General features: G+C 66.9%; 34 protein-coding genes and 1 pseudogene. 1 reads left to right on the top strand and 34 read right to left on the bottom strand.

Annotated features, from left to right (window positions below; genetic code table 11):
- Positions 1 to 33 precede the first annotated feature (33 nt).
- From rpsM to infA, 3 genes are all read right to left on the bottom strand, one after another.
- Positions 34 to 405, bottom strand: a complete 372-nt coding sequence (rpsM, locus tag HPO96_RS18985; protein ID WP_012923660.1) for a 30S ribosomal protein S13 — start codon at positions 403 to 405, stop codon at positions 34 to 36.
- A gap of 181 nt (positions 406 to 586) precedes the next feature.
- Positions 587 to 700: a 50S ribosomal protein L36 gene (rpmJ, locus tag HPO96_RS18990; RefSeq protein ID WP_008361054.1), complete on the bottom strand. Its 114-nt coding sequence runs from the start codon at positions 698 to 700 to the stop codon at positions 587 to 589.
- Between the two features lie 35 nt (positions 701 to 735).
- A complete protein-coding gene (gene infA / locus HPO96_RS18995) occupies positions 736 to 957 on the bottom strand; it encodes a translation initiation factor IF-1 (RefSeq protein WP_012923661.1) in 222 nt (73 codons plus the stop codon).
- Positions 958 to 1,134: 177 nt separating this feature from the next.
- Here infA and HPO96_RS19000 point away from each other — a divergent pair, with 177 nt between their 5' ends.
- Positions 1,135 to 1,995 carry an NAD(P)-dependent oxidoreductase gene (locus HPO96_RS19000; protein WP_171674838.1) on the top strand — a complete coding sequence of 287 codons (861 nt, stop codon included), beginning with the start codon at positions 1,135 to 1,137 and terminating at the stop codon, positions 1,993 to 1,995.
- Here the strand turns inward: HPO96_RS19000 and HPO96_RS19005 are convergent.
- The 31 genes and pseudogenes from HPO96_RS19005 to rpsL form a co-directional block, all read right to left on the bottom strand.
- Complete coding sequence (locus HPO96_RS19005; protein WP_238355300.1) at positions 1,979 to 2,494, bottom strand: hypothetical protein; 516 nt, start codon at positions 2,492 to 2,494, stop codon at positions 1,979 to 1,981. The genes HPO96_RS19000 and HPO96_RS19005 overlap by 17 nt on opposite strands.
- 33 nt (positions 2,495 to 2,527) lie before the next feature.
- Entirely contained in the window at positions 2,528 to 2,749 is a 222-nt protein-coding gene (locus HPO96_RS38345; RefSeq protein WP_238355301.1) for a hypothetical protein, read from the bottom strand.
- A complete protein-coding gene (locus HPO96_RS19010; RefSeq protein WP_171674839.1) occupies positions 2,746 to 3,195 on the bottom strand; it encodes a DUF1707 SHOCT-like domain-containing protein in 450 nt (149 codons plus the stop codon). The genes HPO96_RS38345 and HPO96_RS19010 overlap by 4 nt, the downstream gene beginning before the upstream one ends.
- Positions 3,196 to 3,262: 67 nt before the next feature.
- Positions 3,263 to 4,084, bottom strand: a complete 822-nt coding sequence (gene map / locus HPO96_RS19015) for a type I methionyl aminopeptidase (RefSeq protein WP_171674840.1) — start codon at positions 4,082 to 4,084, stop codon at positions 3,263 to 3,265.
- Between the two features lie 8 nt (positions 4,085 to 4,092).
- Positions 4,093 to 4,665, bottom strand: a complete 573-nt coding sequence (locus HPO96_RS19020) for an adenylate kinase (protein ID WP_171674841.1) — start codon at positions 4,663 to 4,665, stop codon at positions 4,093 to 4,095.
- Positions 4,665 to 5,966: a preprotein translocase subunit SecY gene (secY, locus tag HPO96_RS19025; RefSeq protein WP_171674842.1), complete on the bottom strand. Its 1,302-nt coding sequence runs from the start codon at positions 5,964 to 5,966 to the stop codon at positions 4,665 to 4,667. Before secY ends, HPO96_RS19020 begins: the two co-directional genes overlap by 1 nt.
- A gap of 135 nt (positions 5,967 to 6,101) precedes the next feature.
- Positions 6,102 to 6,542, bottom strand: a complete 441-nt coding sequence (gene rplO, locus HPO96_RS19030; protein WP_171674843.1) for a 50S ribosomal protein L15 — start codon at positions 6,540 to 6,542, stop codon at positions 6,102 to 6,104.
- 1 nt (position 6,543) lies between these two features.
- Positions 6,544 to 6,726 carry a 50S ribosomal protein L30 gene (gene rpmD, locus HPO96_RS19035; RefSeq protein ID WP_171674844.1) on the bottom strand — a complete coding sequence of 61 codons (183 nt, stop codon included), beginning with the start codon at positions 6,724 to 6,726 and terminating at the stop codon, positions 6,544 to 6,546.
- The gene (rpsE, locus tag HPO96_RS19040; protein WP_132147632.1) at positions 6,726 to 7,325 is read right to left on the bottom strand and encodes a 30S ribosomal protein S5; all 600 of its coding nucleotides are present in this window, start codon (positions 7,323 to 7,325) and stop codon (positions 6,726 to 6,728) included. The genes rpmD and rpsE overlap by 1 nt, the downstream gene beginning before the upstream one ends.
- A 112-nt stretch (positions 7,326 to 7,437) precedes the next feature.
- Positions 7,438 to 7,821: a 50S ribosomal protein L18 gene (gene rplR, locus HPO96_RS19045; protein ID WP_171674845.1), complete on the bottom strand. Its 384-nt coding sequence runs from the start codon at positions 7,819 to 7,821 to the stop codon at positions 7,438 to 7,440.
- Positions 7,822 to 7,823: 2 nt separating this feature from the next.
- Positions 7,824 to 8,366 carry a 50S ribosomal protein L6 gene (gene rplF / locus HPO96_RS19050; RefSeq protein WP_171674846.1) on the bottom strand — a complete coding sequence of 181 codons (543 nt, stop codon included), beginning with the start codon at positions 8,364 to 8,366 and terminating at the stop codon, positions 7,824 to 7,826.
- 27 nt (positions 8,367 to 8,393) lie between these two features.
- On the bottom strand, positions 8,394 to 8,801 hold the full coding sequence (gene rpsH / locus HPO96_RS19055; protein WP_131360997.1) for a 30S ribosomal protein S8: 408 nt from the start codon (positions 8,799 to 8,801) through the stop codon (positions 8,394 to 8,396).
- A gap of 91 nt (positions 8,802 to 8,892) precedes the next feature.
- On the bottom strand, positions 8,893 to 9,078 hold the full coding sequence (locus HPO96_RS19060; protein ID WP_171674847.1) for a type Z 30S ribosomal protein S14: 186 nt from the start codon (positions 9,076 to 9,078) through the stop codon (positions 8,893 to 8,895).
- Between the two features lies 1 nt (position 9,079).
- On the bottom strand, positions 9,080 to 9,652 hold the full coding sequence (rplE, locus tag HPO96_RS19065; RefSeq protein WP_171674848.1) for a 50S ribosomal protein L5: 573 nt from the start codon (positions 9,650 to 9,652) through the stop codon (positions 9,080 to 9,082).
- Positions 9,652 to 10,041 (bottom strand): 50S ribosomal protein L24, encoded by a 390-nt coding sequence (rplX, locus tag HPO96_RS19070; RefSeq protein WP_171674849.1) that lies wholly within the window; start codon positions 10,039 to 10,041, stop codon positions 9,652 to 9,654. Before rplX ends, rplE begins: the two co-directional genes overlap by 1 nt.
- A gap of 1 nt (position 10,042) precedes the next feature.
- The gene (gene rplN / locus HPO96_RS19075) at positions 10,043 to 10,411 is read right to left on the bottom strand and encodes a 50S ribosomal protein L14 (RefSeq protein WP_012923677.1); all 369 of its coding nucleotides are present in this window, start codon (positions 10,409 to 10,411) and stop codon (positions 10,043 to 10,045) included.
- Between the two features lie 94 nt (positions 10,412 to 10,505).
- Positions 10,506 to 10,799: a 30S ribosomal protein S17 gene (gene rpsQ / locus HPO96_RS19080; protein ID WP_171674850.1), complete on the bottom strand. Its 294-nt coding sequence runs from the start codon at positions 10,797 to 10,799 to the stop codon at positions 10,506 to 10,508.
- Positions 10,796 to 11,080, bottom strand: coding sequence for a 50S ribosomal protein L29 (gene rpmC / locus HPO96_RS19085; protein WP_171674851.1), 285 nt, complete (start codon positions 11,078 to 11,080; stop codon positions 10,796 to 10,798). Before rpmC ends, rpsQ begins: the two co-directional genes overlap by 4 nt.
- Entirely contained in the window at positions 11,080 to 11,499 is a 420-nt protein-coding gene (gene rplP / locus HPO96_RS19090) for a 50S ribosomal protein L16 (protein ID WP_171674852.1), read from the bottom strand. Before rplP ends, rpmC begins: the two co-directional genes overlap by 1 nt.
- A gap of 3 nt (positions 11,500 to 11,502) precedes the next feature.
- Positions 11,503 to 12,336: a 30S ribosomal protein S3 gene (gene rpsC, locus HPO96_RS19095; RefSeq protein WP_171674853.1), complete on the bottom strand. Its 834-nt coding sequence runs from the start codon at positions 12,334 to 12,336 to the stop codon at positions 11,503 to 11,505.
- A gap of 106 nt (positions 12,337 to 12,442) precedes the next feature.
- A pseudogene (gene rplV, locus HPO96_RS38350) lies at positions 12,443 to 12,955 on the bottom strand (50S ribosomal protein L22); the annotation flags it as partial.
- A gap of 51 nt (positions 12,956 to 13,006) precedes the next feature.
- On the bottom strand, positions 13,007 to 13,288 hold the full coding sequence (rpsS, locus tag HPO96_RS19105; RefSeq protein WP_171674855.1) for a 30S ribosomal protein S19: 282 nt from the start codon (positions 13,286 to 13,288) through the stop codon (positions 13,007 to 13,009).
- A 15-nt stretch (positions 13,289 to 13,303) separates the two neighbouring features.
- Complete coding sequence (rplB, locus tag HPO96_RS19110; protein ID WP_171674856.1) at positions 13,304 to 14,137, bottom strand: 50S ribosomal protein L2; 834 nt, start codon at positions 14,135 to 14,137, stop codon at positions 13,304 to 13,306.
- Positions 14,137 to 14,442, bottom strand: a complete 306-nt coding sequence (gene rplW, locus HPO96_RS19115; protein ID WP_171674857.1) for a 50S ribosomal protein L23 — start codon at positions 14,440 to 14,442, stop codon at positions 14,137 to 14,139. Before rplW ends, rplB begins: the two co-directional genes overlap by 1 nt.
- Positions 14,439 to 15,134: a 50S ribosomal protein L4 gene (rplD, locus tag HPO96_RS19120; RefSeq protein WP_171674858.1), complete on the bottom strand. Its 696-nt coding sequence runs from the start codon at positions 15,132 to 15,134 to the stop codon at positions 14,439 to 14,441. The genes rplW and rplD overlap by 4 nt, the downstream gene beginning before the upstream one ends.
- Positions 15,131 to 15,784 (bottom strand): 50S ribosomal protein L3, encoded by a 654-nt coding sequence (gene rplC / locus HPO96_RS19125; protein WP_171674859.1) that lies wholly within the window; start codon positions 15,782 to 15,784, stop codon positions 15,131 to 15,133. The genes rplD and rplC overlap by 4 nt, the downstream gene beginning before the upstream one ends.
- A 16-nt stretch (positions 15,785 to 15,800) precedes the next feature.
- Entirely contained in the window at positions 15,801 to 16,109 is a 309-nt protein-coding gene (rpsJ, locus tag HPO96_RS19130) for a 30S ribosomal protein S10 (protein WP_012923688.1), read from the bottom strand.
- A 357-nt stretch (positions 16,110 to 16,466) separates the two neighbouring features.
- Complete coding sequence (gene tuf / locus HPO96_RS19135; RefSeq protein WP_171674860.1) at positions 16,467 to 17,660, bottom strand: elongation factor Tu; 1,194 nt, start codon at positions 17,658 to 17,660, stop codon at positions 16,467 to 16,469.
- A 72-nt stretch (positions 17,661 to 17,732) separates the two neighbouring features.
- A complete protein-coding gene (gene fusA / locus HPO96_RS19140; RefSeq protein WP_202886200.1) occupies positions 17,733 to 19,793 on the bottom strand; it encodes an elongation factor G in 2,061 nt (686 codons plus the stop codon).
- A 122-nt stretch (positions 19,794 to 19,915) separates the two neighbouring features.
- Positions 19,916 to 20,386 (bottom strand): 30S ribosomal protein S7, encoded by a 471-nt coding sequence (gene rpsG, locus HPO96_RS19145; RefSeq protein WP_171674862.1) that lies wholly within the window; start codon positions 20,384 to 20,386, stop codon positions 19,916 to 19,918.
- A complete protein-coding gene (rpsL, locus tag HPO96_RS19150) occupies positions 20,386 to 20,760 on the bottom strand; it encodes a 30S ribosomal protein S12 (protein WP_012923692.1) in 375 nt (124 codons plus the stop codon). Before rpsL ends, rpsG begins: the two co-directional genes overlap by 1 nt.
- Positions 20,761 to 20,920: the final 160 nt, after the last annotated feature.

Raw genomic sequence — 20,920 nt, forward strand, 5'->3', positions numbered from 1 at the left:
AGATACTCCTGGAGTGGTCGACGGTCATCCGGGTCACTTCTTCTTCTTGCCGGCGATCGCCTTACGACGACCCTTGCGGCTACGGGCGTTGGTCCGCGTGCGCTGACCACGTACCGGCAGACCGCTGCGGTGCCGGCGACCCTGGTACGACCCGATCTCGATCTTGCGGCGGATGTCCGCGGTCACCTCGCGACGGAGGTCACCTTCGATCTTGTAGTTGCCTTCGATCCAGTCCCGGAGCTTCACCAGCTCCTCGTCGCCCAGCTCGTGGACGCGCTTGTCACCGGAGATCCCGGTGGCTTCGAGCGTCTTCAGGGCGCGAGTACGACCTACACCGAAGATGTAGGTGAGTGCGACCTCGATGCGCTTGTCGCGCGGCAGGTCGACTCCTACGAGGCGTGCCATGTGGCGGTGTTCCTTTCGTCGGCAGAGGTGTGGTGGCGCGCCGCGTCCTTGCCCGCCTCGGTGAGATGTTCACCGGCAAGGCCCCGGCCTCTGTTCCGGGGGCAGCGCCCAGCGTCGTTCCGGTGCTGGGCGAGCGTGCGCGCTGTGGTGCGAAAGTGCCGTGCTGCTCGAAAAGGCTTGGTCAGCCCTGCCGCTGCTTGTGCCGCGGGTTCTCGCAGATCACCATGACCCGGCCGTGACGGCGGATCACCTTGCACTTGTCGCAGATCTTCTTGACGCTCGGATTGACCTTCATCGAGCTTCTTTCTTCGACAGGTGTTGGTGGTGGTGTTACTTGTACCGATAGACGATGCGGCCTCTGGTGAGGTCGTACGGCGACAGCTCCACGACGACCCGGTCCTCGGGGAGGATCCGGATGTAGTGCTGCCTCATCTTGCCGCTGATGTGCGCGAGCACCTTGTGCCCGTTGGACAGTTCAACACGGAACATCGCGTTCGGCAGGGCCTCGACGATGGTGCCCTCGAGTTCGATGACTCCCTCTTTTTTGGGCATGTCCTCGCACTTCTGTAGACGTGACTGACTATGGCTCAATGAGCCAACACCCGAGTCTACGCCACTACCACACCGAAAACCCAATCGGGCGCAACCGGAGGTACTTACGTGACTGTAAGTACCCAAGTAGATAGTCGGTACTTGTGCGCCGCCGGGCCGGGCCGGAGGCTCGTGACCATGAAACAACCAGTCACCGTCCTCGGTCTGGGCGCGATGGGCGCCGCCCTCGCCCGGGCCTTCCTCGACGCCGGCCACCCCACCACAATCTGGAACCGCACCCCCGGCCGTGCCCCCGAGCTCGACCAGCTCGGCGCCGTCCGGGCGGACTCCGTCGGGCAGGCGGTCGCCGCCAGCCCGCTCGTCGTCGTCTGCCTGCTCGTCGACGCCACCGTGCACCAGGCGCTGGACGGCGTCGACGTCCGCGGCCGGACGATCGTGAACCTGACCAACGGCACCCCGGAGCAGGCTCGCGCCACCGCCGAGCGGTTCGCCGGCGCACGCTATCTGGACGGCGGGATCATGGCCGTCCCCGAGATGATCGGCGGCCCGGCGGCGTTCATCTTCTACAGCGGTCCGGAAGCTGCCTTCGAGGAGCACCGGGACGCCCTGTCCGCGCTGGCGCGCCCGGCGTACGTCGGCGCCGATCCCGGCCTGGCCGCCCTGTACGACATCGCCCTGCTGAGCGCGATGTACGGCATGTTCGGCGGCGCCGAGCACGCGCTCGCGCTGATCACCAGCGAGCGGATCCCGGCGTCCGCGTTCACCGCCGACTTCCTGTTGCCCTGGCTGACCGCGATGCTCGGCAGCCTGCCGCAGATCGCCGACACCCTCGACAACGGCGCCGCACCCGGCGCGGCCGGCTCCAACCTCGCGATGCAGGCGGCGGCGTACGACAACCTGATCGACGCCGCACTCGCGCAGGGCGTGGACCCGATGCTGCTCCGGCCGATGGGCGACCTGATGAAGCGCGCGGTCGCCGAGGGTCACGGCGACGAGGACTCCGCCGTGACGGTCCGGCTGCTCAGCTCTGCTTCGTAGCGGCCCACTGCTCGCCCTCGCGCCAGAGCTGCTCCGGCATCAGGTCGAGCAGGTCGCACGCGGCGTCCAGCTGGGCGAGGGCGGTCGGGGTGTCCCGGAAGGCGGGGAAGATGGCCACGAAACGGCGGCCTTCACAGCTGAACCCGAACGGCGGGACGGCGGCCAGCGTCTCGACCGCCCGCGGATGCAGCGCCGCCTCCGCGTGATCCTCCCGGCCGTTGAACAGGTCGTAGCGGACGGCGAGGCCGTCGACCCCGAGCTGGAGCGGTAACAACCCGGCCGCCGCGACCGCGCCCAGCCCAGCGGGCAGGACCTGTAACGGCGGCAACGGCCGATCGACCTGCAGTTCCAGGAAGTCGAAGCCGAGATCACGCCGGCGAACCCGGTGCCGGAACCGGCCGGTGACGAACTCCCGACCGCGGTGCCGGCCGGTGGTGACGTCGTCCACCTCGGCCTTCGGATCCAGGTCGAACGGCGGGAACGGCCAGCGCTCCAGCAACTCGGGCTCGGCGAGCTTCGTCCGCCAGCCGAGCTAGCGCGCCGCCGCGACCCACGCCTTCCGCTGCCGGCCCTCAGAAATCCGCATCGCGAGCGTGAACCCCAGCAACACCAGGAACCAGCCGACCATCAGCCAGCCGACCCAGCGTGGTTCGAGCAGCAGCCCCGCGATCACCAGCGGTACGGCGACCGCGAACCAGATCACGTAGACCAGGGCGGACCCTTGGCGCAGCTGCCACGTGAGCGCCGGCTTCAACGGCGCTTTCCGAGGTTGCCCAGAGCGATGAACGCCCACGGGATCAACAGCCAGACCGGCCAGAAGTGCGGCCAGTGGCCGCTGCCGAGACCGACCACGAACCAGATCACCACGTTGATCGCGACCACCGCGGTGAACCCGCCGCCCAGCGCCAGCAGGCCCTTGCCGCGCTGCTGGACCTCCTTGGACCGCTGCGGGAACTCCCCCGGCGCCGGCGCGGGCTTCTGATCCTGGACGACGGCCGGCGTCTGGTACGTCTTCACCGGCGGGAGGTCGCGTACCAGCGGCTCCAGCTCGCCGTACGTCTTCACGGCGTACAACTGATCGAGGCGCGAGGTGAACTCGGGCTGATCGAGCCGGCCGTCCGCGAACGCATCCCGCAGCCGGCCGGCGATCTTGTCCCGGTCGGCTTCGGTGAAACGCTGGTTCGGCTGGTACTGAGGCATGACCCCAGTGTGCCTCAGCACCGGTCTGCGCGCGTCCCCCGATGGGCGGACGGCGCGGGTCCGCCGATCAGTCGGCGAGCGGGCCGAACGTCACGCCGAGCTCGGCCAGCTTGGCCTCGCCGCCGTCCAGCGCGGTCAGCACCCACGGCCCTTGCGGAGTGAGTGTGAACGTGTGCTCGGTGTGCGCGGCCGCGCGACCGTCGTCGGTGACGACCGTCCAGTCGTCGTCGAGCGTGTGGTTGTCCTGTTTGCCGAGCGTGATCATCGGCTCGACCGCCAGCGCCAGCCCCTCGACCAGCTTGGGGCCGCGGCCCGGACGGCCGAAGTTCGGCACGTTCGGCGGCTGGTGCATCGCGGACCCGATCCCGTGGCCGACGAAGTCCTCGACGATGCCGTACGACGACGTCGCCCGCACGTGCGCCTCGACCGCGGCCGAGATGTCGGTCAACCGGCCGCCGAGTTTCGCGGCGGCGAACCCACGCCACATCGACTCTTCGCAGATCCGGGCCAGCTCGAGCAGCTCGGCGTCCGCCGTGCCGACACCGACCGTGATCGCGGCGTCGCCGTGCCAGCCGTCGACGATCGCGCCGCAGTCGATCGAGATCAGATCGCCCTCGGCGAGCACCCGGTCGCCCGGGATGCCGTGCACGATCTCGTCGTTCACCGAGGCGCAGATCGAGCCGGTGAAGCCGTGGTAGCCCTTGAACGACGGCGTCGCGCCGGAGGACCGGATGTGGTCCTCGGCGATCGCGTCGAGCTCGCCGGTGCTGATCCCGGCGCGGACTTCACCGCGGAGCAGTTCCAGCGTGCGGCCGACCACCAGGCCGGCCGCTCGCATGGCGAGGATCTGCTCGCGGGTCTTGATCTCGATCCCGCGGTCCCTGAACATCGTGGAGCTCAGTCCCCCAAGGTTTTCAGCGCCGCGATCACACGCTCGCTGACCTCGTCGATCTCGCCGACGCCGTCCACCTCGACAAGCAGGCCGCGCTGTTCGTACACCCGCAGCAGCGGCTTGGTCTCGGCGGTGTAGACGTCCTGCCGATGCCGGATGACCTCTTCGGAGTCGTCCGACCGGCCGTCGGTCTGGGCCCGCTTGAGCATCCGGCCGACCAGGACGTCGGTGTCGGCGGTCAGCGCGACCACGGCGTCCAGCTTGTGGCCGTGCTCGGCCAGGATGTCGTCCAGGGTGCCCACCTGGGCGAGGGTGCGGGGGTATCCGTCGAGCAGGAACCCGTCGCCGGCGTCGGCGTCCGACAGCCGGTCCCGCACCATCGCGTTGGTGACCTCGTCGGGGACGTAGTCCCCGGCGTCCATGTAGCGCTTCGCTTCGAGCCCGAGCGGCGTCTCGTCCTTCACGTTCGCTCGGAAGATGTCGCCGGTGGACACGGCCGGGATATTCAGGCGTTCCGCAAGCACCTTTGCCTGCGTGCCCTTGCCCGCCCCGGGCGGACCCATCAGCAACATTCTCATCAGCGTAGGAACCCTTCGTAGTTACGTTGCTGCAGCTGGGACTCGATCTGCTTCACCGTGTCCAGGCCGACGCCGACCATGATCAGGATCGACGTACCACCGAAGGGGAAGTTCTGGTTCGCGTTGACGAGGACCAGAGCGACGAGCGGGATCAGCGACAGCAGGGCCAGATAGATGGCGCCCGGCAGCGTGATGCGGTTCAGCACGTAGCCCAGGTATTCCTCGGTCGGACGGCCGGCCCGGATACCCGGGATGAAGCCGCCGTACTTCTTCATGTTGTCCGCGACTTCCTTCGGGTTGAAGGTGATCGAGACGTAGAAGTAGGTGAAGAACAGGATCAGGGCGACGTAGGTAGCCATGTAGATCGGGTGGTCGCCCTTGACCAGGTGGTTCTGGATCCAGACCGCCCATTTCTCTTCCATCTGGAACTGAGAGATGAGGACCGGGAGGTAGAGCAGGCTGGAGGCGAAGATGACCGGGATGACACCGGCCTGGTTCACCTTCAGCGGGATGTACGTCGAGGTGCCACCGAACATCTTCCGGCCGACCATGCGCTTGGCGTACTGGACCGGGATCCGGCGCTGCGCCTGCTCGATGAAGATGACGCCGGCCATGATGACCAGGCCGATCGCGATCACGACGAAGAAGATGCCGAAGCCCTTCTCCTTGCGGATGCTCCACAGCGCGGTCGGGAAGGTGGCGACGATCTGGGTGAAGATCAGGATCGACATACCGTTACCGACACCACGGTCGGTGATCAGCTCGCCCAGCCACATGATCACACCGGTACCGGCGGTCATGGTGAGCACGATGATCGTGACGGTGAACCAGTCGTCCTTGTAGAGCAGCGCCTCGTTGCAGCCCGGGAACAGGCGGCCCGGCGTACGCGCCAGCGCGACGAACGCGGTCGACTGCAGGATCGCCAGGCCGACGGTCAGGAACCGGGTGTACTGGGTGATCTTCGCCTGGCCCGCCTGGCCCTCCTTCTTCAGCGACTCCAGCCGCGGGATCACCACGGTGAGCAGCTGCAGAATGATGCTGGCGGTGATGTACGGCATGATGCCCAGGGCGAAGATCGCCAGCTGGAGCAGCGCGCCGCCGGAGAACAGGTTGATCAGGTTGTACAGGTTGGCGTTCGCGCCGGCCTGCGAGACCTTGATACACGAGTTCAGCGACACCACGTTGACGCCGGGGGCGGGAACGACCGAGCCGATCCGGAAGATCACAATGATGAACAACACGAAGAAGATCTTCCGGCGCAGGTCCGGAGTCTTGAACGCGTTGGCAAAGGCGCCTAACACCCTGTCCTCCCACATTTTTCCGCTACCCCGGGCAGGGCAGGGCCTAGCAAAAGCCTCCGGGCAAGAGACAGACCAGGGCTCGTCCGACCGGTGCAGGGTATCAAGCACCGGGCGTTACGAGCCCTGGACCGCATGTCACACCTCGGTGGTGGTCCCTCCGGCCGCCTGGATCTTCTCCACGGCGGACTTCGAGAACTTGTGCACCGAAACCTGCAGTGCCACGGTCAGTTCGCCGTCACCCAGCACCTTGACCGGCTGACCACGACGGACCGCGCCCTTGGCGACGAGCTCGGCAACGCCGACCTCACCGCCTTCGGGGAACAACTGTCCGAGCTTGTCCAGGTTAACGACCTGGAACTCCACTCGGTTCCTGCTCTTGAAGCCTTTGAGCTTCGGCAGCCGCATGTGCTGCGGCATCTGGCCACCCTCGAAGTACTCGGGGATGTTGTTGCGCGCCTTGCTGCCCTTGGTACCGCGGCCGGCGGTCTTACCCTTGCTGCCCTCACCACGACCCACACGGGTCTTGGCGGTCTTGGCGCCGGGCGCCGGGCGCAGGTGATGAACCTTCAGCGCCATGTCAGTCGACCTCCTCGACGGTGATGAGGTGGCGAACCGTGCGCACCATACCCCGCACCTCGGGACGGTCTTCCTGGATGGCCGTGTCGCCGATCCGCTTGACGCCCAGAGTGCGCAGGGTGTCGCGCTGGTTCTGCTTGCCACCGATGCCGGAACGGATCTGGGTCACCTTCAGGCGTGCCATCAGGAAGCCACCTCCGCCCGCGCCTTCAGCAGCGCCGCCGGGGCGACGTGCTCGACCGGCAGGCCACGGCGCGCGGCCACGGCCTCCGGGGTCTCCAGGCTGCGCAGCGCCTCAACGGTGGCGTGCACCACGTTGATCGCGTTGGCCGAGCCCAGCGACTTGCTCAGGACGTCGTGGATCCCCGCGCACTCCAGAACGGCGCGCGCCGAACCACCCGCGATGACACCGGTACCGGGAGCGGCCGGGCGCAGCAGCACCACGCCGGCGGCCTTCTCACCCTGGACCGGGTGCGGGATGGTGCCCTGGATCCGCGGCACCTTGAAGAACGCCTTCTTGGCCTCCTCGACACCCTTGGCGATCGCCGCGGGCACCTCCTTGGCCTTGCCGTAACCCACACCGACGGTGCCTTCACCGTCGCCGACGACCACGAGGGCGGTGAAGCTGAAGCGACGACCACCCTTCACGACCTTGGCGACCCGGTTGATGGCAACCACGCGCTCGATGTAGGCGGTCTTGTCAGCTGCCTGACCGCGACCACCGTCGCGACCCCGGCGCTCACCACCGGCGCCGCCACCGCGACGCTGCTGGCCTCCGCTCATTTCGAATCCTCGCTTCGCTCGGAGTTCTCATTCGCGAGACGCTGCTCGACCTTTCGGTTCGCTCGCATGCGCTCGCTCACGGAACTACCTTCTTCCTTGTACGTCGCCATGATCAGAACCCGAGCCCGCCCTCACGGGCGGCGTCGGCCAGGGCCGCGATCCGCCCGTGGTACTTGTTCCCGGCCCGGTCGAAGACGACCGAGTCGATTCCGGCGGCCTTGGCGCGGTCGGCGATCAGGCCGCCGACGGTCTTGGCCTTGTCGGTCTTGTTGTCCGACGCGCCGCGCAGGTCGGCCTCCATGGTGGAGGCGGAGACCAGCGTCTTGCCGGCCACGTCGTCGATGACCTGAGCGAACAGGTGCTTCGACGACTTGGAGACCACCAGACGCGGCCGCTCGGCCGTGCCGTTGATCTTCTTCCGGACGCGAATCTGGCGACGCAGGCGCGAAGCCGTCTTCTTGGCGGAGTGCTTGTTGTGCCGCAGTCCGATCGCCATGGTTACTTACCAGCCTTTCCGACCTTGCGGCGCACCTGCTCGCCCGCGTACCGCACACCCTTGCCCTTGTACGGCTCGGGCTTACGCAGCTTGCGGATGTTGGCAGCGACCTCGCCGACCGACTGCTTGTCGATCCCGATCACCGAGAACCGCGTCGGGGCCTCCACGTTGAACGTGATGCCCTCGGGCGCGTTCACCGTGATGGTGTGGCTGTAGCCGAGCGAGAACTCCAGCTCGGTCGGGCCCTTGGCGATGACGCGGTAACCGACGCCGACGATCTCGAGCTTCTTCTCGTAGCCGTCCGTCACGCCGGTCACCAGGTTGGCGATCAGGGTGCGGGACAGGCCGTGCAGTTCCTTGCTCTTGCGCTGGTCGTCCGGGCGGGTCACGGCGATCGCGCCGTCCTCGTCGCGGGCGACCACGATGGGCTCAGCGACGACGTGCGACAGCTGACCCTTCGGTCCCTTCACGGTGACCGTCTGGCCGTCGATCGTGACGTCGACGCCGGACGGGACCGTGACCGGGAGCTTACCGATGCGAGACATGTGAGTGGTCCTCCTTCCGGTTCTTCGTCACCAGACGTAGGCGAGGACTTCCCCGCCAACGCCCTTGTTCTTGGCCTGACGGTCGGTCAGCAGGCCCTGGGACGTCGAGATGATCGCGACGCCCAGGCCACCGAGGACCTTCGGCAGGTTGGTCGACTTCGCGTAGACCCGCAGGCCCGGCTTGCTGATCCGTCGCACGCCGGCGATGGAACGCTCGCGGCTCGGACCGAACTTGAGGTCGACGATCAGGGTCTTGCCGACGGCGCCCTCCTTGGGCTCCTCCACCTTGTAGGAGGAGATGTAGCCCTCCTGCTGGAGGATGTCGGCGATGCCCTGCTTGATCTTGCTGTACGGCATCGAGGTCGACTCGTGGTACGCCTGGTTGGCGTTGCGCAGACGCGTCAGCATGTCTGCGATCGGGTCGGTCATCGTCATGGCCTGGGGCCTCTTTCCCGCCGTGGTTTCGCCGCTCGGCGACCTACGGTGACTAGATGGTGAATGGAGAGATGATCAGGGGTGGAGACGGTCACCAGCTGGACTTGGTCACGCCGGGCAGCTCGCCCCGGTGCGCCATTTCCCGCAGGCAGATCCGGCACAGGCCGAACTTGCGGAAGACCGCCTTCGGCCGGCCGCAGCGCTGGCAGCGCGTGTAGGCGCGTACCGCGAACTTCGGCTTCCGGGCCTGCTTGACCTTGAGTGCTGTCTTCGCCACGTCAGTTCTCCTTGAACGGGAAGCCGAGCGCCCGCAGCAGGGCCCGACCCTCGTCGTCGTTCTTCGCGGTGGTCACCACGGTGATGTCCATACCCCGGACACGGTCGATCTTGTCCTGGTTGATCTCGTGGAACATCACCTGCTCGGTCAGGCCGAAGGTGTAGTTCCCGGTGCCGTCGAACTGCTTGGCCGACAGACCGCGGAAGTCGCGGATCCGGGGCAGCGCGAGCGACAGCAGCCGGTCGAGGAACTCCCACATCCGGTCGCCGCGCAGCGTCACGTGGGCGCCGATCGGCATCCCCTCGCGCAGCTTGAACTGCGCGATGGACTTACGGGCCTTGGTGACCTGCGGCTTCTGACCGGTGATCGCGGCCAGGTCCTTGACGGCGCCGTCGATCAGCTTGGAGTCCCGGGCCGCCTCGCCGACGCCCATGTTCACCACGATCTTGACCAGACCGGGGATCTGCATGACGTTGGCGTAGCTGAACTCCTCGTTCAGCTTGCCGAGGATCTCCTCGCGGTACTTGGTCTTGAGCCGGGGCTGAACCTTCGGCTCGGTCACTGCGGTGGTCATCAGATCTCCTCGCCGGTACGCCGCGCGATCCGGACGCTCCGGAAACCGGTGTACGTCGAACCGTCGGGGCGCCGCTTCTGCACCTCGACGCGGTTGTAGCCGACGCGGGTGGTCACCTTCTGCTTCTTGCCGTCCTTGTCGACCTCGACCAGGAGCATCACGTTGGAGACGTGGATCGGGGCTTCCTGGGTGACGATGCCACCCGTGGTGCCGCCGCGCTGGGCCTGCTGCACCTTGGTGTGCTTCTTGACCCGGTTCACGCCCTCGACGATGACCTTCTCGTCGTTCGGGAAGACCTGGATGATCTTGCCCTCGAGGCCCTTGGACTTACCGGCGATCACGCGGACCTGATCGCCCTTCTTCACGTGCAGTTTGCGCTGGGCAGCCATCTCAGAGCACCTCCGGTGCGAGCGAGATGATCTTCATGAAGCGCTTCTCGCGCAGCTCCCGGCCGACCGGCCCGAAGATACGGGTACCGCGGGGCTCGCCGTCGGCCTTGAGGATCACCGCGGCGTTCTCGTCGAAGCGGATGTAGGAGCCGTCCGGACGCCGGCGCTCCTTCACGGTCCGCACGACGACCGCCTTGACGACGTCACCCTTCTTCACACCGCCACCCGGGATCGCGTCCTTGACGGTGGCGACGATCGTGTCACCGACACCGGCGTAGCGCCGACCGGAGCCACCGAGAACGCGGATGCACAAGATCTCCTTGGCACCCGTGTTGTCGGCGACCTTCAGTCGCGACTCCTGCTGGATCATCTGTTGATCTCCTGGTTGTCTCGCTGGTTCTCACCGTGGTGAGCCTTGCGGAACGAATAATTTCGATTGGTTGCCGGCTGTGGAACCGGAACGCTTACTTGGCCTTCTCGAGGATCTCGACGACGCGCCAGCGCTTGGTCGCCGACAGCGGCCGGGTCTCCATCAGGAGGACGCGGTCGCCGATCCCGGCGGCGTTCTGCTCGTCGTGCGCCTTGAGCTTGCTCGTGCGCCGGATGACCTTGCCGTAGAGCTTGTGCTTGACCCGGTCCTCGACCTCGACGGTGACGGTCTTGTCCATCTTGTCGCTCAGCACCAGGCCCTCACGGGTCTTGCGGCTGGCGCGCTCGGGGGTCGTGCTCACGGTCTCGTCCTTCACGTTCTCGGTCATGCCTTCGCCTCGGCCTTCTCGCTGTCGTCCGCGGTCTCGGCGACCTCGGCGGCAACCGGGGCCTCGACCTCTTCGGTGATACCGAGCGCGCGCTCGGTCAGCACCGTGTAGATGCGGGCGATGTCCTTCCGGACGGCGCGCAGCCGGCCGTGCGACTCCAGCTGTCCGGTGGCAGCCTGGAACCGGAGGTTGAACAGCTCCTCCTTGGCTTCACCGAGCTTGCTCAGCAGCTCGTCCCGGCCGAGGTTGCGCAGCTCGGCTGCGGTCACGGTGGTAGCCATCAGTTCTCACCTGCCTCTCGGGTGATGAAGCGGCACTTCATCGGCAACTTGTGAATCGCGCGGCGCATGGCCTCGCGAGCGATCTCCTCCGGCACGCCGGAGAGCTCGAACATCACGCGACCGGATTTCACGTTCGCGATCCACCACTCCGGCGAACCCTTACCGGAACCCATCCGGGTCTCGGCCGGCTTCTTGGTCAGCGGGCGGTCCGGGTAGATGTTGATCCAGACCTTTCCGCCACGCTTGATGTGCCGGGTCATCGCGATACGCGCGGACTCGATCTGCCGGTTGGTGACGTAGTGGCTCTCGATCGCCTGGATCCCGAACTCACCGAACGCCAGCGTGGTACCGCCCTTGGCAGCGCCGGAGCGCTTCGGGTGGTGCTGCTTGCGGTGCTTGACCTTGCGGGGGATGAGCATGGTTCAGCTCTCCGTTCCGGTCGTCTCGGCGGGCTTGTCCGCAGCCGGGGCAACCGCCTCGGCGGCCGGAGCCGACGAGCGGTTGTCGTTGCGGCGGTCGTCACGACGGCCACCGCGGTCGCCGCCACGACCGCCACGGTCGTCACGACGGGCCGGACGGCGCTGCTGCGTCGCGGCGCGGGCCGCGGCCTGCGCCTCGCGCTCGGCGCGGGAGCCGGACACGTCACCCTTGTAGATCCAGACCTTCACGCCGATCCGGCCGAAGGTCGTACGGGCCTCGTAGAAGCCGTAGTCGATGTCGGCGCGCAGCGTGTGCAGCGGGACGCGGCCTTCGCGGTAGAACTCCGACCGCGACATTTCCGCGCCGCCGAGCCGGCCGGAGCACTGGATCCGGATGCCCAGGGCGCCGCCACGCATGGTGGTCTGCATCGCCTTGCGCATCGCGCGGCGGAACGCCACGCGGCCGGACAGCTGCTCGGCCACACCCTGTGCGACCAGCTGAGCGTCGACCTCGGAGTTCTTCACCTCGAGGATGTTCAGCTGCACCTGCTTACCGGTGAGCTCCTCCAGGCTGCCCCGAATCCGGTCCGCCTCGGCGCCGCGGCGGCCGATGACGATACCCGGACGAGCGGTGTGGATGTCGACCCGGACGCGGTCACGGGTGCGCTCGATCTCCACGCGGGAGATACCGGCGCGCTCCATGCCCTTGCTCAGCAGGCGACGGATCTTGACGTCCTCGCCCACGTAGTCCTTGTACAGCTTGTCGGCGTACCAACGGCTCTTGTGGTCGGTGCTGATGCCGAGACGGAACCCGTGCGGGTTTACCTTCTGTCCCACGTCAGGACTCCTTCTTCTCAGCGGTGGCCTTCTTGGCAGCCGTCTTCTTGGCGGTCGCCTTCTTGGCCGGCTTCGCGGCTGCCTCGGTCTTGTCGACCTTGTCGGCCGCAGCCTTCTTGGTGGCCTTCTTGGCCGGGGCCTTCTTCGCCGGCGCCTCGGTCTTGGCCGTGTCGGCCGCCTTCTTGGCGGTCTTCTTGGCCGGTGCCTTGGCGACGGGCTCGTCGGTGACCCGCGGCTCGACCACAACGGTGATGTGGCTGGTCCGCTTGTCGATCCGGGTCGCGCGGCCCTGGGCGCGAGGGCGGTGACGCTTCAGCGTCGGCCCCTCGTCGATCAGGACCTTGGACACGACCAGGTCGGCCCGGCTCAGGTGCTCGGTGCCCTCGGCGTTCGCCGCGGCGCTGTCGACGACCTTGTACACGGTCGCGGCAGCGGCCTGCGGGGCGAACTTCAGAGTGGCGAGTGCGTCGTCGACACCCAGACCGCGCACCAGGTCGCCCACACGGCGGGCCTTCATCGGTGTCACGCGGACGAAGCGCGCGACCGCGAAGGCCCCGGGCGCCTCGCCCAGCAGGCTCTCGCGACGGGCACTGACGGCCCTACGCTCTTGAACGCTCATGATGTTCGAATCTCTCCGTAGGTTGCTTTCGCGTCGTCAACTGACCGGTGGTCAGCGACGCCGTGACTTCCGGTCGTCCTTCTCGTGACCCTTGAACGTGCGCGTCGGGGCGAACTCGCCGAGCTTGTGCCCGACCATCGCGTCCGTCACGAACACCGGCACGTGCTTGCGGCCGTCGTGCACCGCGAGCGTGTGGCCGATCATGTCCGGCACGATCATCGATCGGCGGGACCAGGTCTTGATGACATTCTTGGTGCCCTTTTCGTTCTGCACCTCCACCTTCTTGGCCAGGTGGTGGTCGACGAACGGGCCCTTCTTCAAGCTGCGTGGCATTCTGGCCGGCTCCTATCAGCGCTTCTTGCCGGCCTTGCGGCGCCGGACGATCATGCGGTCGCTTTCCTTGCGGGTACGGGTACGGCCCTCGGGCTTGCCCCACGGGGACACCGGGTGGCGACCACCCGAGGTCTTACCCTCACCACCACCGTGCGGGTGGTCGACCGGGTTCATCGCGACACCGCGGACGGTCGGGCGCTTGCCCTTCCAGCGCATCCGGCCGGCCTTGCCCCAGTTGATGTTCGACTGCTCGCCGTTGCCGACCTCACCGAGGGTGGCGCGGCAGCGCACGTCGACCATCCGGACCTCGCCGGACGGCATCCGCAGGGTGGCCATCCGGCCCTCCTTGGCGACCAGCTGAATGCTGGTACCGGCGGAGCGGCCCATCTTGGCGCCACCGCCCGGACGCAGCTCAACCGCGTGGATCGTCGAACCGACCGGGATGTTGCGCAGCGGCAGGTTGTTCCCGATCTTGATGTCGGCCGCGGGGCCGTTCTCGACGATCGTGCCCTGCTTCAGGTTGGTCGGGGCGAGGATGTAGCGCTTCTCGCCGTCGACGTAGTGCAGCAGCGCGATCCGCGCGGTGCGGTTCGGGTCGTACTCGATGTGCGCGACCTTGGCCGGCACGCCGTCCTTGTCGTACCGCTTGAAGTCGATCAGGCGGTAGGCGCGCTTGTGGCCGCCACCCTGGTGCCGAGTGGTGATCTTGCCGCTGTTGTTGCGGCCGCCCTTCTTCGGCAGCGGGCGGAGCAGCGACTTCTCGGGGGTCGAACGGGTGAGCTCGACGAAGTCGGCCACGCTCGAGCCGCGACGGCCCGGCGTTGTCGGCTTGTATTTGCGGATACCCATTACGACTGGCCTCCGAAGATATCGATGCGGTCGTCACCCTTGAGGGTCACGATCGCCCGCTTGGTGTCCGGGCGCTTGCCCCAGCCCGAACGGGTGCGGCGGCGCTTGCCCTTGCGGTTCAGCGTGTTGACGTCGTTGACCTTGACCTTGAACACCTTCTCGACCGCGAGCTTGATCTCGGTCTTGTTGGCGTCCGGGGCGACCTCGAACGTGTACTTCTGCTCGTCCAGCAGGCCGTAGCTCTTCTCGCTCACGACCGGCCGCAGCAGCACGTCCCGCGGGTCCTTGTTGACTCCGTGGCTCATGCTTCTACCTCCTCAGCGGCTTCGGTCGACGTAGCGACAGCCTTGACGGACTTGCCCTTGGGCGCGCCGGCGACGAAGGCGTCGAGCGCGCTCTTGGTGAAGACGACCGCGTCGCTGCAGAGCACGTCGTACGCGTTCAGCTGGTCGGCCGCGATCAGGTGCACGTGCTGCACGTTGCGCAGGCTCAGCCAGGTGAGCTCGTCGGCGCGGTCGACGACGACCAGCGCCTTCCCCGGGTCGGTGACCTGGCTCAGCGTCTTCAGCGCCGTCTTGGTGGAGGGCTTGTCGCCGTCCACGAAGCTCTCGACGACGAACACGCGGCCGTCACGGGCCCGGTCCGACAGCGATCCGCGCAGGGCGGCCGCGATCATCTTCTTCGGGGTGCGCTGGCTGTAGTCCCGCGGCGTGGGGCCGTGGACGACGCCACCGCCGGTGAACTGCGGCGCGCGGGTCGAACCCTGACGGGCGCGACCGGTGCCCTTCTGGCGGTACGGCTTGGCGCCACCGCCGGACACCTCGCCCCGGGACTTGACCTTGTGGGTGCCCTGACGAGCAGCGGCCAGCTGGGCCACCACGACCTGGTGGATCAGCGGGATGTTCGTCTGGACGTCGAACAGCTCGGCCGGAAGCTCGGCGGAACCCTTCTTACTGACCTTGTCGCCCTTGACGACGACGACGTCGACGGTGCTCACTTGGCCCCCTTCGCGGCGTTGCGGATCAGCACGAGGCCGCCCTTGGGGCCGGGAACGGCGCCCTTGAGCAGGATCAGGCCGCGCTCGGCGTCGATCGCGTGCACGGTGATGTTCTGCGTGGTGACCTGCTCGTGGCCCATCCGGCCCGCCATCTTCAGGCCCTTGAAGACCCGGCCCGGGGTGGCGCAGCCGCCGATGGAACCCGGCGAGCGGTGCTTCTTGTGGACACCGTGGGTGGCGCGCAGACCGTGGAAGCCGTGCCGCTTCATGACACCGGCGAAACCCTTGCCCTTGCTGGTGGCGGACACGTCGACCCGCTCACCGGCCTCGAAGGCCTCGGCCTTGATCTCCTGGCCCAGGGTGTACTCGCTGGCGTCGGCGGTGCGCAGCTCCAGCAGGTGGCGCCGCGGCGTCACGCCGGCCTTGTCGAAATGACCGCGCATGGGCTTGGTCACCTTGCGCGGGTCGATGTCGCCGTAGGCGATCTGGACACCGTCGTAGCCGCTGTCGGCCGAGGTCCGGACGCCGGTGACGACACACGGGCCGGCCTGGATCACGGTGACGGGGACGACTCGGTTGTTCTCGTCCCAGGTCTGGGTCATGCCGAGCTTGGTGCCCAGCAGACCGCGCGTGTTCTTCTGCTTGCTCATTGGCTGTTCGCGTCCCTCAGAGCTTGATCTCGATGTCGACGCCCGCCGGCAGGTCGAGCCGCATCAGCGAGTCGACGGTCTTCGGCGTGGGGTCGATGATGTCGATGAGCCGCTTGTGGGTGCGCATCTCGAAGTGCTCGCGGCTGTCCTTGTACTTGTGCGGCGAGCGGATGACGCAGAACACGTTCTTTTCCGTCGGCAACGGCACCGGGCCAGCAACCTTCGCACCAGTACGCGTCACCGTGTCGACAATCTTGCGCGCCGAGCTGTCGATGACCTCGTGGTCGTAGGCCTTCAGCCGGATGCGGATCTTTTGTCCCGCCATCGCTTCGCTTCGTCCTTCTCTATCGTCTTCGTTTCGTTGCTCCGACCCCCGCGGTCGGGTGTGTCGCGAGCGCGGCACGCGCGTGACTCACCGCTTCTTCGACCTGGGGTGGAGATCGGGGCTCGGTCTCGGACCGGGCCTCGGCATGGTCTCCGGTCCGGCGCACCAGCCGACTGAGAACAGTTGGGGCGCGCCCCGGCAACCTCGCCTGAGCAACCTGAATATTGTGCCAGAGATCGGCGCCGAAACGCCAATCGGGTGGCTTTGGGCCCGATCCCCAGCCCACCTGAGCGGGGATCGGACACAAAGCAGAGGTCCGCGGGGCTCAAACTACGAGCCCACGCGGACCTCGTGAGATCACTTGATGATCTTGGTGACCCGGCCGGCGCCGACGGTGCGGCCACCCTCACGGATCGCGAACTTCAGGTTCTCCTCCATCGCGATCGGCTGGATCAGCTCGACCGCCATGTCGGTGTTGTCACCCGGCATGACCATCTCGGTGCCCTCGGGCAGCGTGACGACACCGGTGACGTCGGTGGTGCGGAAGTAGAACTGCGGGCGGTAGTTCTGGAAGAACGGCGTGTGCCGGCCGCCCTCTTCCTTCGAGAGGATGTAGACCGAAGCCTCGAAGGAGGTGTGCGGGGTCGTGGTGCCCGGCTTGATGACGACCATGCCGCGCTCGACGTCCTCGCGCTTGGTGCCACGAAGCAGCAGACCGACGTTCTCGCCCGCCTGGCCCTCGTCGAGGAGCTTGCGGAACATCTCGATACCGGTGACGGTGGTCGTCTGCTTGGTCTCGCGGATACCGACGATGTCGACGGTCTCGTTGACCTTGACGATACCGCGCTCGATCCGGCCGGTGATGACGGTGCCACGACCGGTGATCGTGAAGACGTCCTCGACCGGCATCAGGAACGGCTTGTCGACCTCGCGCTCCGGCTGCGGGATGTAGGAGTCGACGGCGTCCATCAGCTCGATGATCGACTCGCCCCACTTGGTGTCGCCCTGCAGCGCCGGGTGCGCGGCGACGCGGACGATCGGCGCGTTGTCGCCGTCGAACTCCTGCTCCGAGAGCAGCTCGCGGACCTCGAGCTCGACGAGCTCCAGGATCTCCTCGTCGTCGACCATGTCGCACTTGTTCAGCGCGACGACCATCGCCGGCACGCCGACCTGACGGGCGAGCAGCACGTGCTCACGCGTCTGCGGCATCGGGCCGTCGGTGGCGGCGACGACCAGGATCGCGCCGTCCATCTGCGCGGCACCGGTGATCATGTTCTTGATGTAGTCGGCGTGACCCGGGCAGTCGACGTGAGCGTAGTGACGCGCCTCGGTCTGGTACTCGACGTGCGCGATCGAGATGGTGATACCGCGCTGGCGCTCTTCCGGCGCCTTGTCGATCTGATCGAAGGCCGAGGCCTCGTTCAGGTCCGGGTACTTGTCGTGCAGCACCTTGGTGATCGCCGCGGTAAGAGTGGTCTTACCGTGGTCGATGTGACCGATGGTGCCGATGTTGACGTGCGGCTTAGTCCGCTCGAACTTCGCCTTAGCCACTGGGGCCCTCCTGGAAAATGTTGACTTACGCCGTACGCCGACGCGCTGTGGGTTGGTTGGACCGGAGCGAGATTACTCGCCGCGGGCCTTCTTGATGATCTCTTCCGCCACGTTCTTCGGAACCTCGGCGTAGGAATCGAACTGCATCGAGTACGACGCGCGGCCCTGCGTCTTGGAACGCAGGTCACCCACATACCCGAACATCTCGGACAGCGGCACCAGAGCCTTGACGGCCCGGCTGCCACCGGGGCCCTCGTTCATCGACTGGATCTGGCCGCGCCGCGAGTTGAGGTCGCCGATCACTTCACCCATGTAGTCCTCGGGGGTGATCACCTCGACCGCGAACATCGGCTCCAGGATGACCGGATTCGCCCGGCGGGCGGCATCCTTGAAGGCCATCGAACCGGCGATCTTGAACGCCAGCTCCGAGGAGTCGACGTCGTGGTAGGCGCCGTCGGTCAGCGTGACCTTGACGTCCACCATCGGGTAGCCGGCCAGGACGCCGAACTCCATGGCCTCCTGCGCGCCCTCGTCCACCGACGGGATGTACTCGCGGGGGATGCGACCACCGGTGACGGCGTTGACGAACTCGTACCCGCCCTCGCCGCCGGCCTCGACCGAAGTCGGCTCGATGTTGATGATCACACGCGCGAACTGACCCGAACCACCGGTCTGCTTCTTGTGCGTGTAGTCGACCTTCTCGACCTTCTTCTTGATGGTCTCGCGGTAGGCGACCTGCGGCTTGCCGACGTTGGCCTCGACGCGGAACTCGCGCTTCATCCGGTCGACCAGCACCTCGAGGTGCAGCTCGCCCATACCGGCGATGATCGTCTGGCCGGTGTCCTCGTCGGTCCGGACCTGGAAGGTCGGGTCCTCCTCGGCGAGCCGCTGGATCGCGACGCCCAGCTTCTCCTGGTCGCCCTTCGACTTCGGCTCGATGGCGACCGAGATCACCGGGGCCGGGAACTGCATCGACTCGAGTACGACCGGGTTCGACGGGTCGGCCAGCGTCTCACCGGTGGTGGTGTCCTTCAGACCCATCACCGCGACGATGTGACCGGCGCCGATCGACGCGATCTCCTCGCGCTTGTTCGCGTGCATCCGGTAGATCTTGCCGATCCGCTCCTTGCGCCCCTTGGTGGGGTTCAGGACCTGCGTGCCGGTCTCGAGCTTGCCGGAGTACACCCGGATGAAGGTGAGCTTGCCCAGGTGCGGGTCGGCGGCGATCTTGAACGCCAGCGCCGAGAACGGCTCGCTGTCGTCCGGCTTGCGCAGCACGACCTGCTCGCTGTCCTTGACGTCGTGGCCCTCGATGGCCGGGACGTCGAGCGGGCTCGGCAGGAACGCGTTGATCGCGTCGAGCAGGGGCTGGACGCCCTTGTTCTTGAACGCGGTACCGGTCAGCACCGGGGTCAGCTTGGAGGCGATCGTGGCGCGGCGGATACCGGCCATGACCTGCTCCTGGGTGGGCTCGGTGCCCTCCAGGTACAGCTCCATGATCTCGTCGTCGGCCTCGGCCAGCGTCTCGATCAGCTTGTCCCGCCACTCGGCGGCGATCTCGGTGTGGGTGGCCGGGATCTCCTCGACGGTGTAGTCCTCACCCATCGTGGTCTCGCCGCGCCAGGTCAGCGCGCGCATGCCGATCAGGTCGACGACGCCGATGAAGTCGGACTCCGCGCCGATCGGCAGCTGCAGGACCAGCGGGGTCGCGGCCAGCCGGTCGACGATCATGTCGACACAGCGCATGAACTCCGCGCCGGTCCGGTCCAGCTTGTTGACGAAGCAGATCCGCGGTACGCCGTACCGGTCCGCCTGGCGCCACACGGTCTCGGACTGGGGCTCCACACCGGCGACGCCGTCGAACACCGCGACCGCGCCGTCGAGGACGCGCAGCGAGCGCTCGACCTCGACCGTGAAGTCCACGTGTCCGGGGGTGTCGATGATGTTGATGGTGTGGTCTTTCCAGGTGCAGGTCGTCGCGGCGGACGTGATCGTGATGCCGCGCTCCTGCTCCTGCTCCATCCAGTCCATCGTGGCGGCGCCGTCGTGGACCTCACCGATCTTGTACGTGATACCGGTGTAGAAGAGGATCCGCTCGGTCGTCGTCGTCTTGCCGGCGTCGATGTGGGCCATGATCCCGATGTTGCGGACCTTGGCCAGGTCGGTGGTGATTTGTACGGCCACCTCGGTGGTCTACCTCTCGATTCTGTGCTGCGTCAAAAGAGTGAAAGCGGGGGCCCGGAGCGGGCCCCGGATCACCAGCGGTAGTGGGCGAAGGCCTTGTTGGCCTCGGCCATCTTGTGCGTGTCCTCGCGGCGCTTGACCGAGGCGCCCAGACCGTTCGACGCGTCCAGGATCTCGTTCATCAGGCGCTCCGACATCGTCTTCTCGCGGCGCGCGCGGGAGTACGACGTCAGCCAGCGCAGGGCCAGCGTGTTCGAACGGCCCGGCTTGACCTCGACCGGCACCTGGTAGGTGGCGCCACCGACCCGGCGGCTCTTCACCTCGATGCTCGGCTTCACGTTGTCGAGCGCGCGCTTCAGCGTGATGACCGGGTCGGTGCCGGTCTTCGTCCGGGTGCCCTCGAGGGCGGTGTAGACGATGCTCTGCGCGATCTGCTTCTTGCCGTCGACCAGGATCTTCGAGATCAACTGGGTGACGAGCGGCGAACTGTAGACCGGGTCGATGATGACCGGGCGCTTCGGGGCCGGGCCCTTGCGCGGCATTAGCTCTTCTCCTTCTTCGCGCCGTAGCGGCTGCGAGCCTGCTTCCGGTTCTTCACACCCTGGGTGTCGAGCGAACCGCGGATGATCTTGTACCGGACACCGGGCAGGTCCTTCACACGACCGCCGCGCACGAGCACGATCGAGTGCTCCTGCAGGTTGTGGCCGACACCGGGGATGTACGCGGTGACCTCGATGCCGCTGGTCAGGCGGACACGCGCAACCTTACGAAGAGCGGAGTTCGGCTTCTTCGGCGTGGTGGTGTAAACGCGCGTGCACACACCGCGACGCTGAGGGGAACCCTTCAGGGCGGGCGTCTTGTTCTTGGACACCTTGTCCTGGCGGCCCTTGCGGACCAGCTGCTGAATGGTGGGCACCGCGTAGGTCTCTTTCTGTCGTCCGGCTTTCTGCTCATGCTGTAGTGCCTGACCCCCGCGGTCGGGTGTGTCGCGTGGGCACGGACGTACCGAAGCCGTAATCTTTCAGACTGTCGGCAGATGTCCCGTGCCACGCGCGCAGACCCTAAAAATACGAGGG

The organism is Kribbella sandramycini, from assembly GCF_013131805.1.
In the GTDB taxonomy this organism is placed as follows: Bacteria; Actinomycetota; Actinomycetes; order Propionibacteriales; family Kribbellaceae; genus Kribbella; species Kribbella sandramycini.

Coding starts and splice junctions, on each gene's coding strand:
- HPO96_RS19020 (WP_171674841.1), bottom strand. CDS start 4,665: ATGAGAATGTTGCTGATGGGTCCGCCCGGGGCGGGCAAGGGCACGCAG.
- rpsH (WP_131360997.1), bottom strand. CDS start 8,801: ATGACGATGACCGACCCGATCGCAGACATGCTGACGCGTCTGCGCAAC.
- rpsQ (WP_171674850.1), bottom strand. CDS start 10,799: ATGACCGAGAACGTGAAGGACGAGACCGTGAGCACGACCCCCGAGCGC.
- rpsM (WP_012923660.1), bottom strand. CDS start 405: ATGGCACGCCTCGTAGGAGTCGACCTGCCGCGCGACAAGCGCATCGAG.
- rplF (WP_171674846.1), bottom strand. CDS start 8,366: ATGTCTCGCATCGGTAAGCTCCCGGTCACGGTCCCGTCCGGCGTCGAC.
- infA (WP_012923661.1), bottom strand. CDS start 957: ATGCCCAAAAAAGAGGGAGTCATCGAACTCGAGGGCACCATCGTCGAG.
- rplR (WP_171674845.1), bottom strand. CDS start 7,821: ATGGCGATCGGACTGCGGCACAACAAGCACTCCGCCAAGAAGACGGCT.
- rpmD (WP_171674844.1), bottom strand. CDS start 6,726: ATGGCACGCCTGAAGGTGACCCAGATCCGTTCCGGCATCGGTGGCAAG.
- rpsE (WP_132147632.1), bottom strand. CDS start 7,325: ATGAGCGGAGGCCAGCAGCGTCGCGGTGGCGGCGCCGGTGGTGAGCGC.
- rplE (WP_171674848.1), bottom strand. CDS start 9,652: ATGACCACCGCAGTGACCGAGCCGAAGGTTCAGCCCCGGCTCAAGACC.
- rplO (WP_171674843.1), bottom strand. CDS start 6,542: ATGGCGCTGAAGGTTCATCACCTGCGCCCGGCGCCCGGCGCCAAGACC.
- HPO96_RS19010 (WP_171674839.1), bottom strand. CDS start 3,195: ATGCCTCAGTACCAGCCGAACCAGCGTTTCACCGAAGCCGACCGGGAC.
- HPO96_RS19000 (WP_171674838.1), top strand. CDS start 1,135: ATGAAACAACCAGTCACCGTCCTCGGTCTGGGCGCGATGGGCGCCGCC.
- rplN (WP_012923677.1), bottom strand. CDS start 10,411: ATGATCCAGCAGGAGTCGCGACTGAAGGTCGCCGACAACACGGGTGCC.
- rpsG (WP_171674862.1), bottom strand. CDS start 20,386: ATGCCGCGCAAGGGCCCGGCCCCGAAGCGCCCGGTCATCATCGACCCG.
- map (WP_171674840.1), bottom strand. CDS start 4,084: ATGTTCAGGGACCGCGGGATCGAGATCAAGACCCGCGAGCAGATCCTC.
- rpmJ (WP_008361054.1), bottom strand. CDS start 700: ATGAAGGTCAATCCGAGCGTCAAGAAGATCTGCGACAAGTGCAAGGTG.
- rplP (WP_171674852.1), bottom strand. CDS start 11,499: ATGCTCATCCCCCGCAAGGTCAAGCACCGCAAGCAGCACCACCCGAAG.
- rplX (WP_171674849.1), bottom strand. CDS start 10,041: ATGGCTGCCCAGCGCAAACTGCACGTGAAGAAGGGCGATCAGGTCCGC.
- rpsJ (WP_012923688.1), bottom strand. CDS start 16,109: ATGGCGGGACAAAAGATCCGCATCCGGCTGAAGGCCTACGACCACGAG.
- rplC (WP_171674859.1), bottom strand. CDS start 15,784: ATGAGCAAGCAGAAGAACACGCGCGGTCTGCTGGGCACCAAGCTCGGC.
- fusA (WP_202886200.1), bottom strand. CDS start 19,793: ATGGCCCACATCGACGCCGGCAAGACGACGACGACCGAGCGGATCCTC.
- rpmC (WP_171674851.1), bottom strand. CDS start 11,080: ATGGCTACCACCGTGACCGCAGCCGAGCTGCGCAACCTCGGCCGGGAC.
- rpsS (WP_171674855.1), bottom strand. CDS start 13,288: ATGCCACGCAGCTTGAAGAAGGGCCCGTTCGTCGACCACCACCTGGCC.
- rplW (WP_171674857.1), bottom strand. CDS start 14,442: ATGAGCCACGGAGTCAACAAGGACCCGCGGGACGTGCTGCTGCGGCCG.
- rplB (WP_171674856.1), bottom strand. CDS start 14,137: ATGGGTATCCGCAAATACAAGCCGACAACGCCGGGCCGTCGCGGCTCG.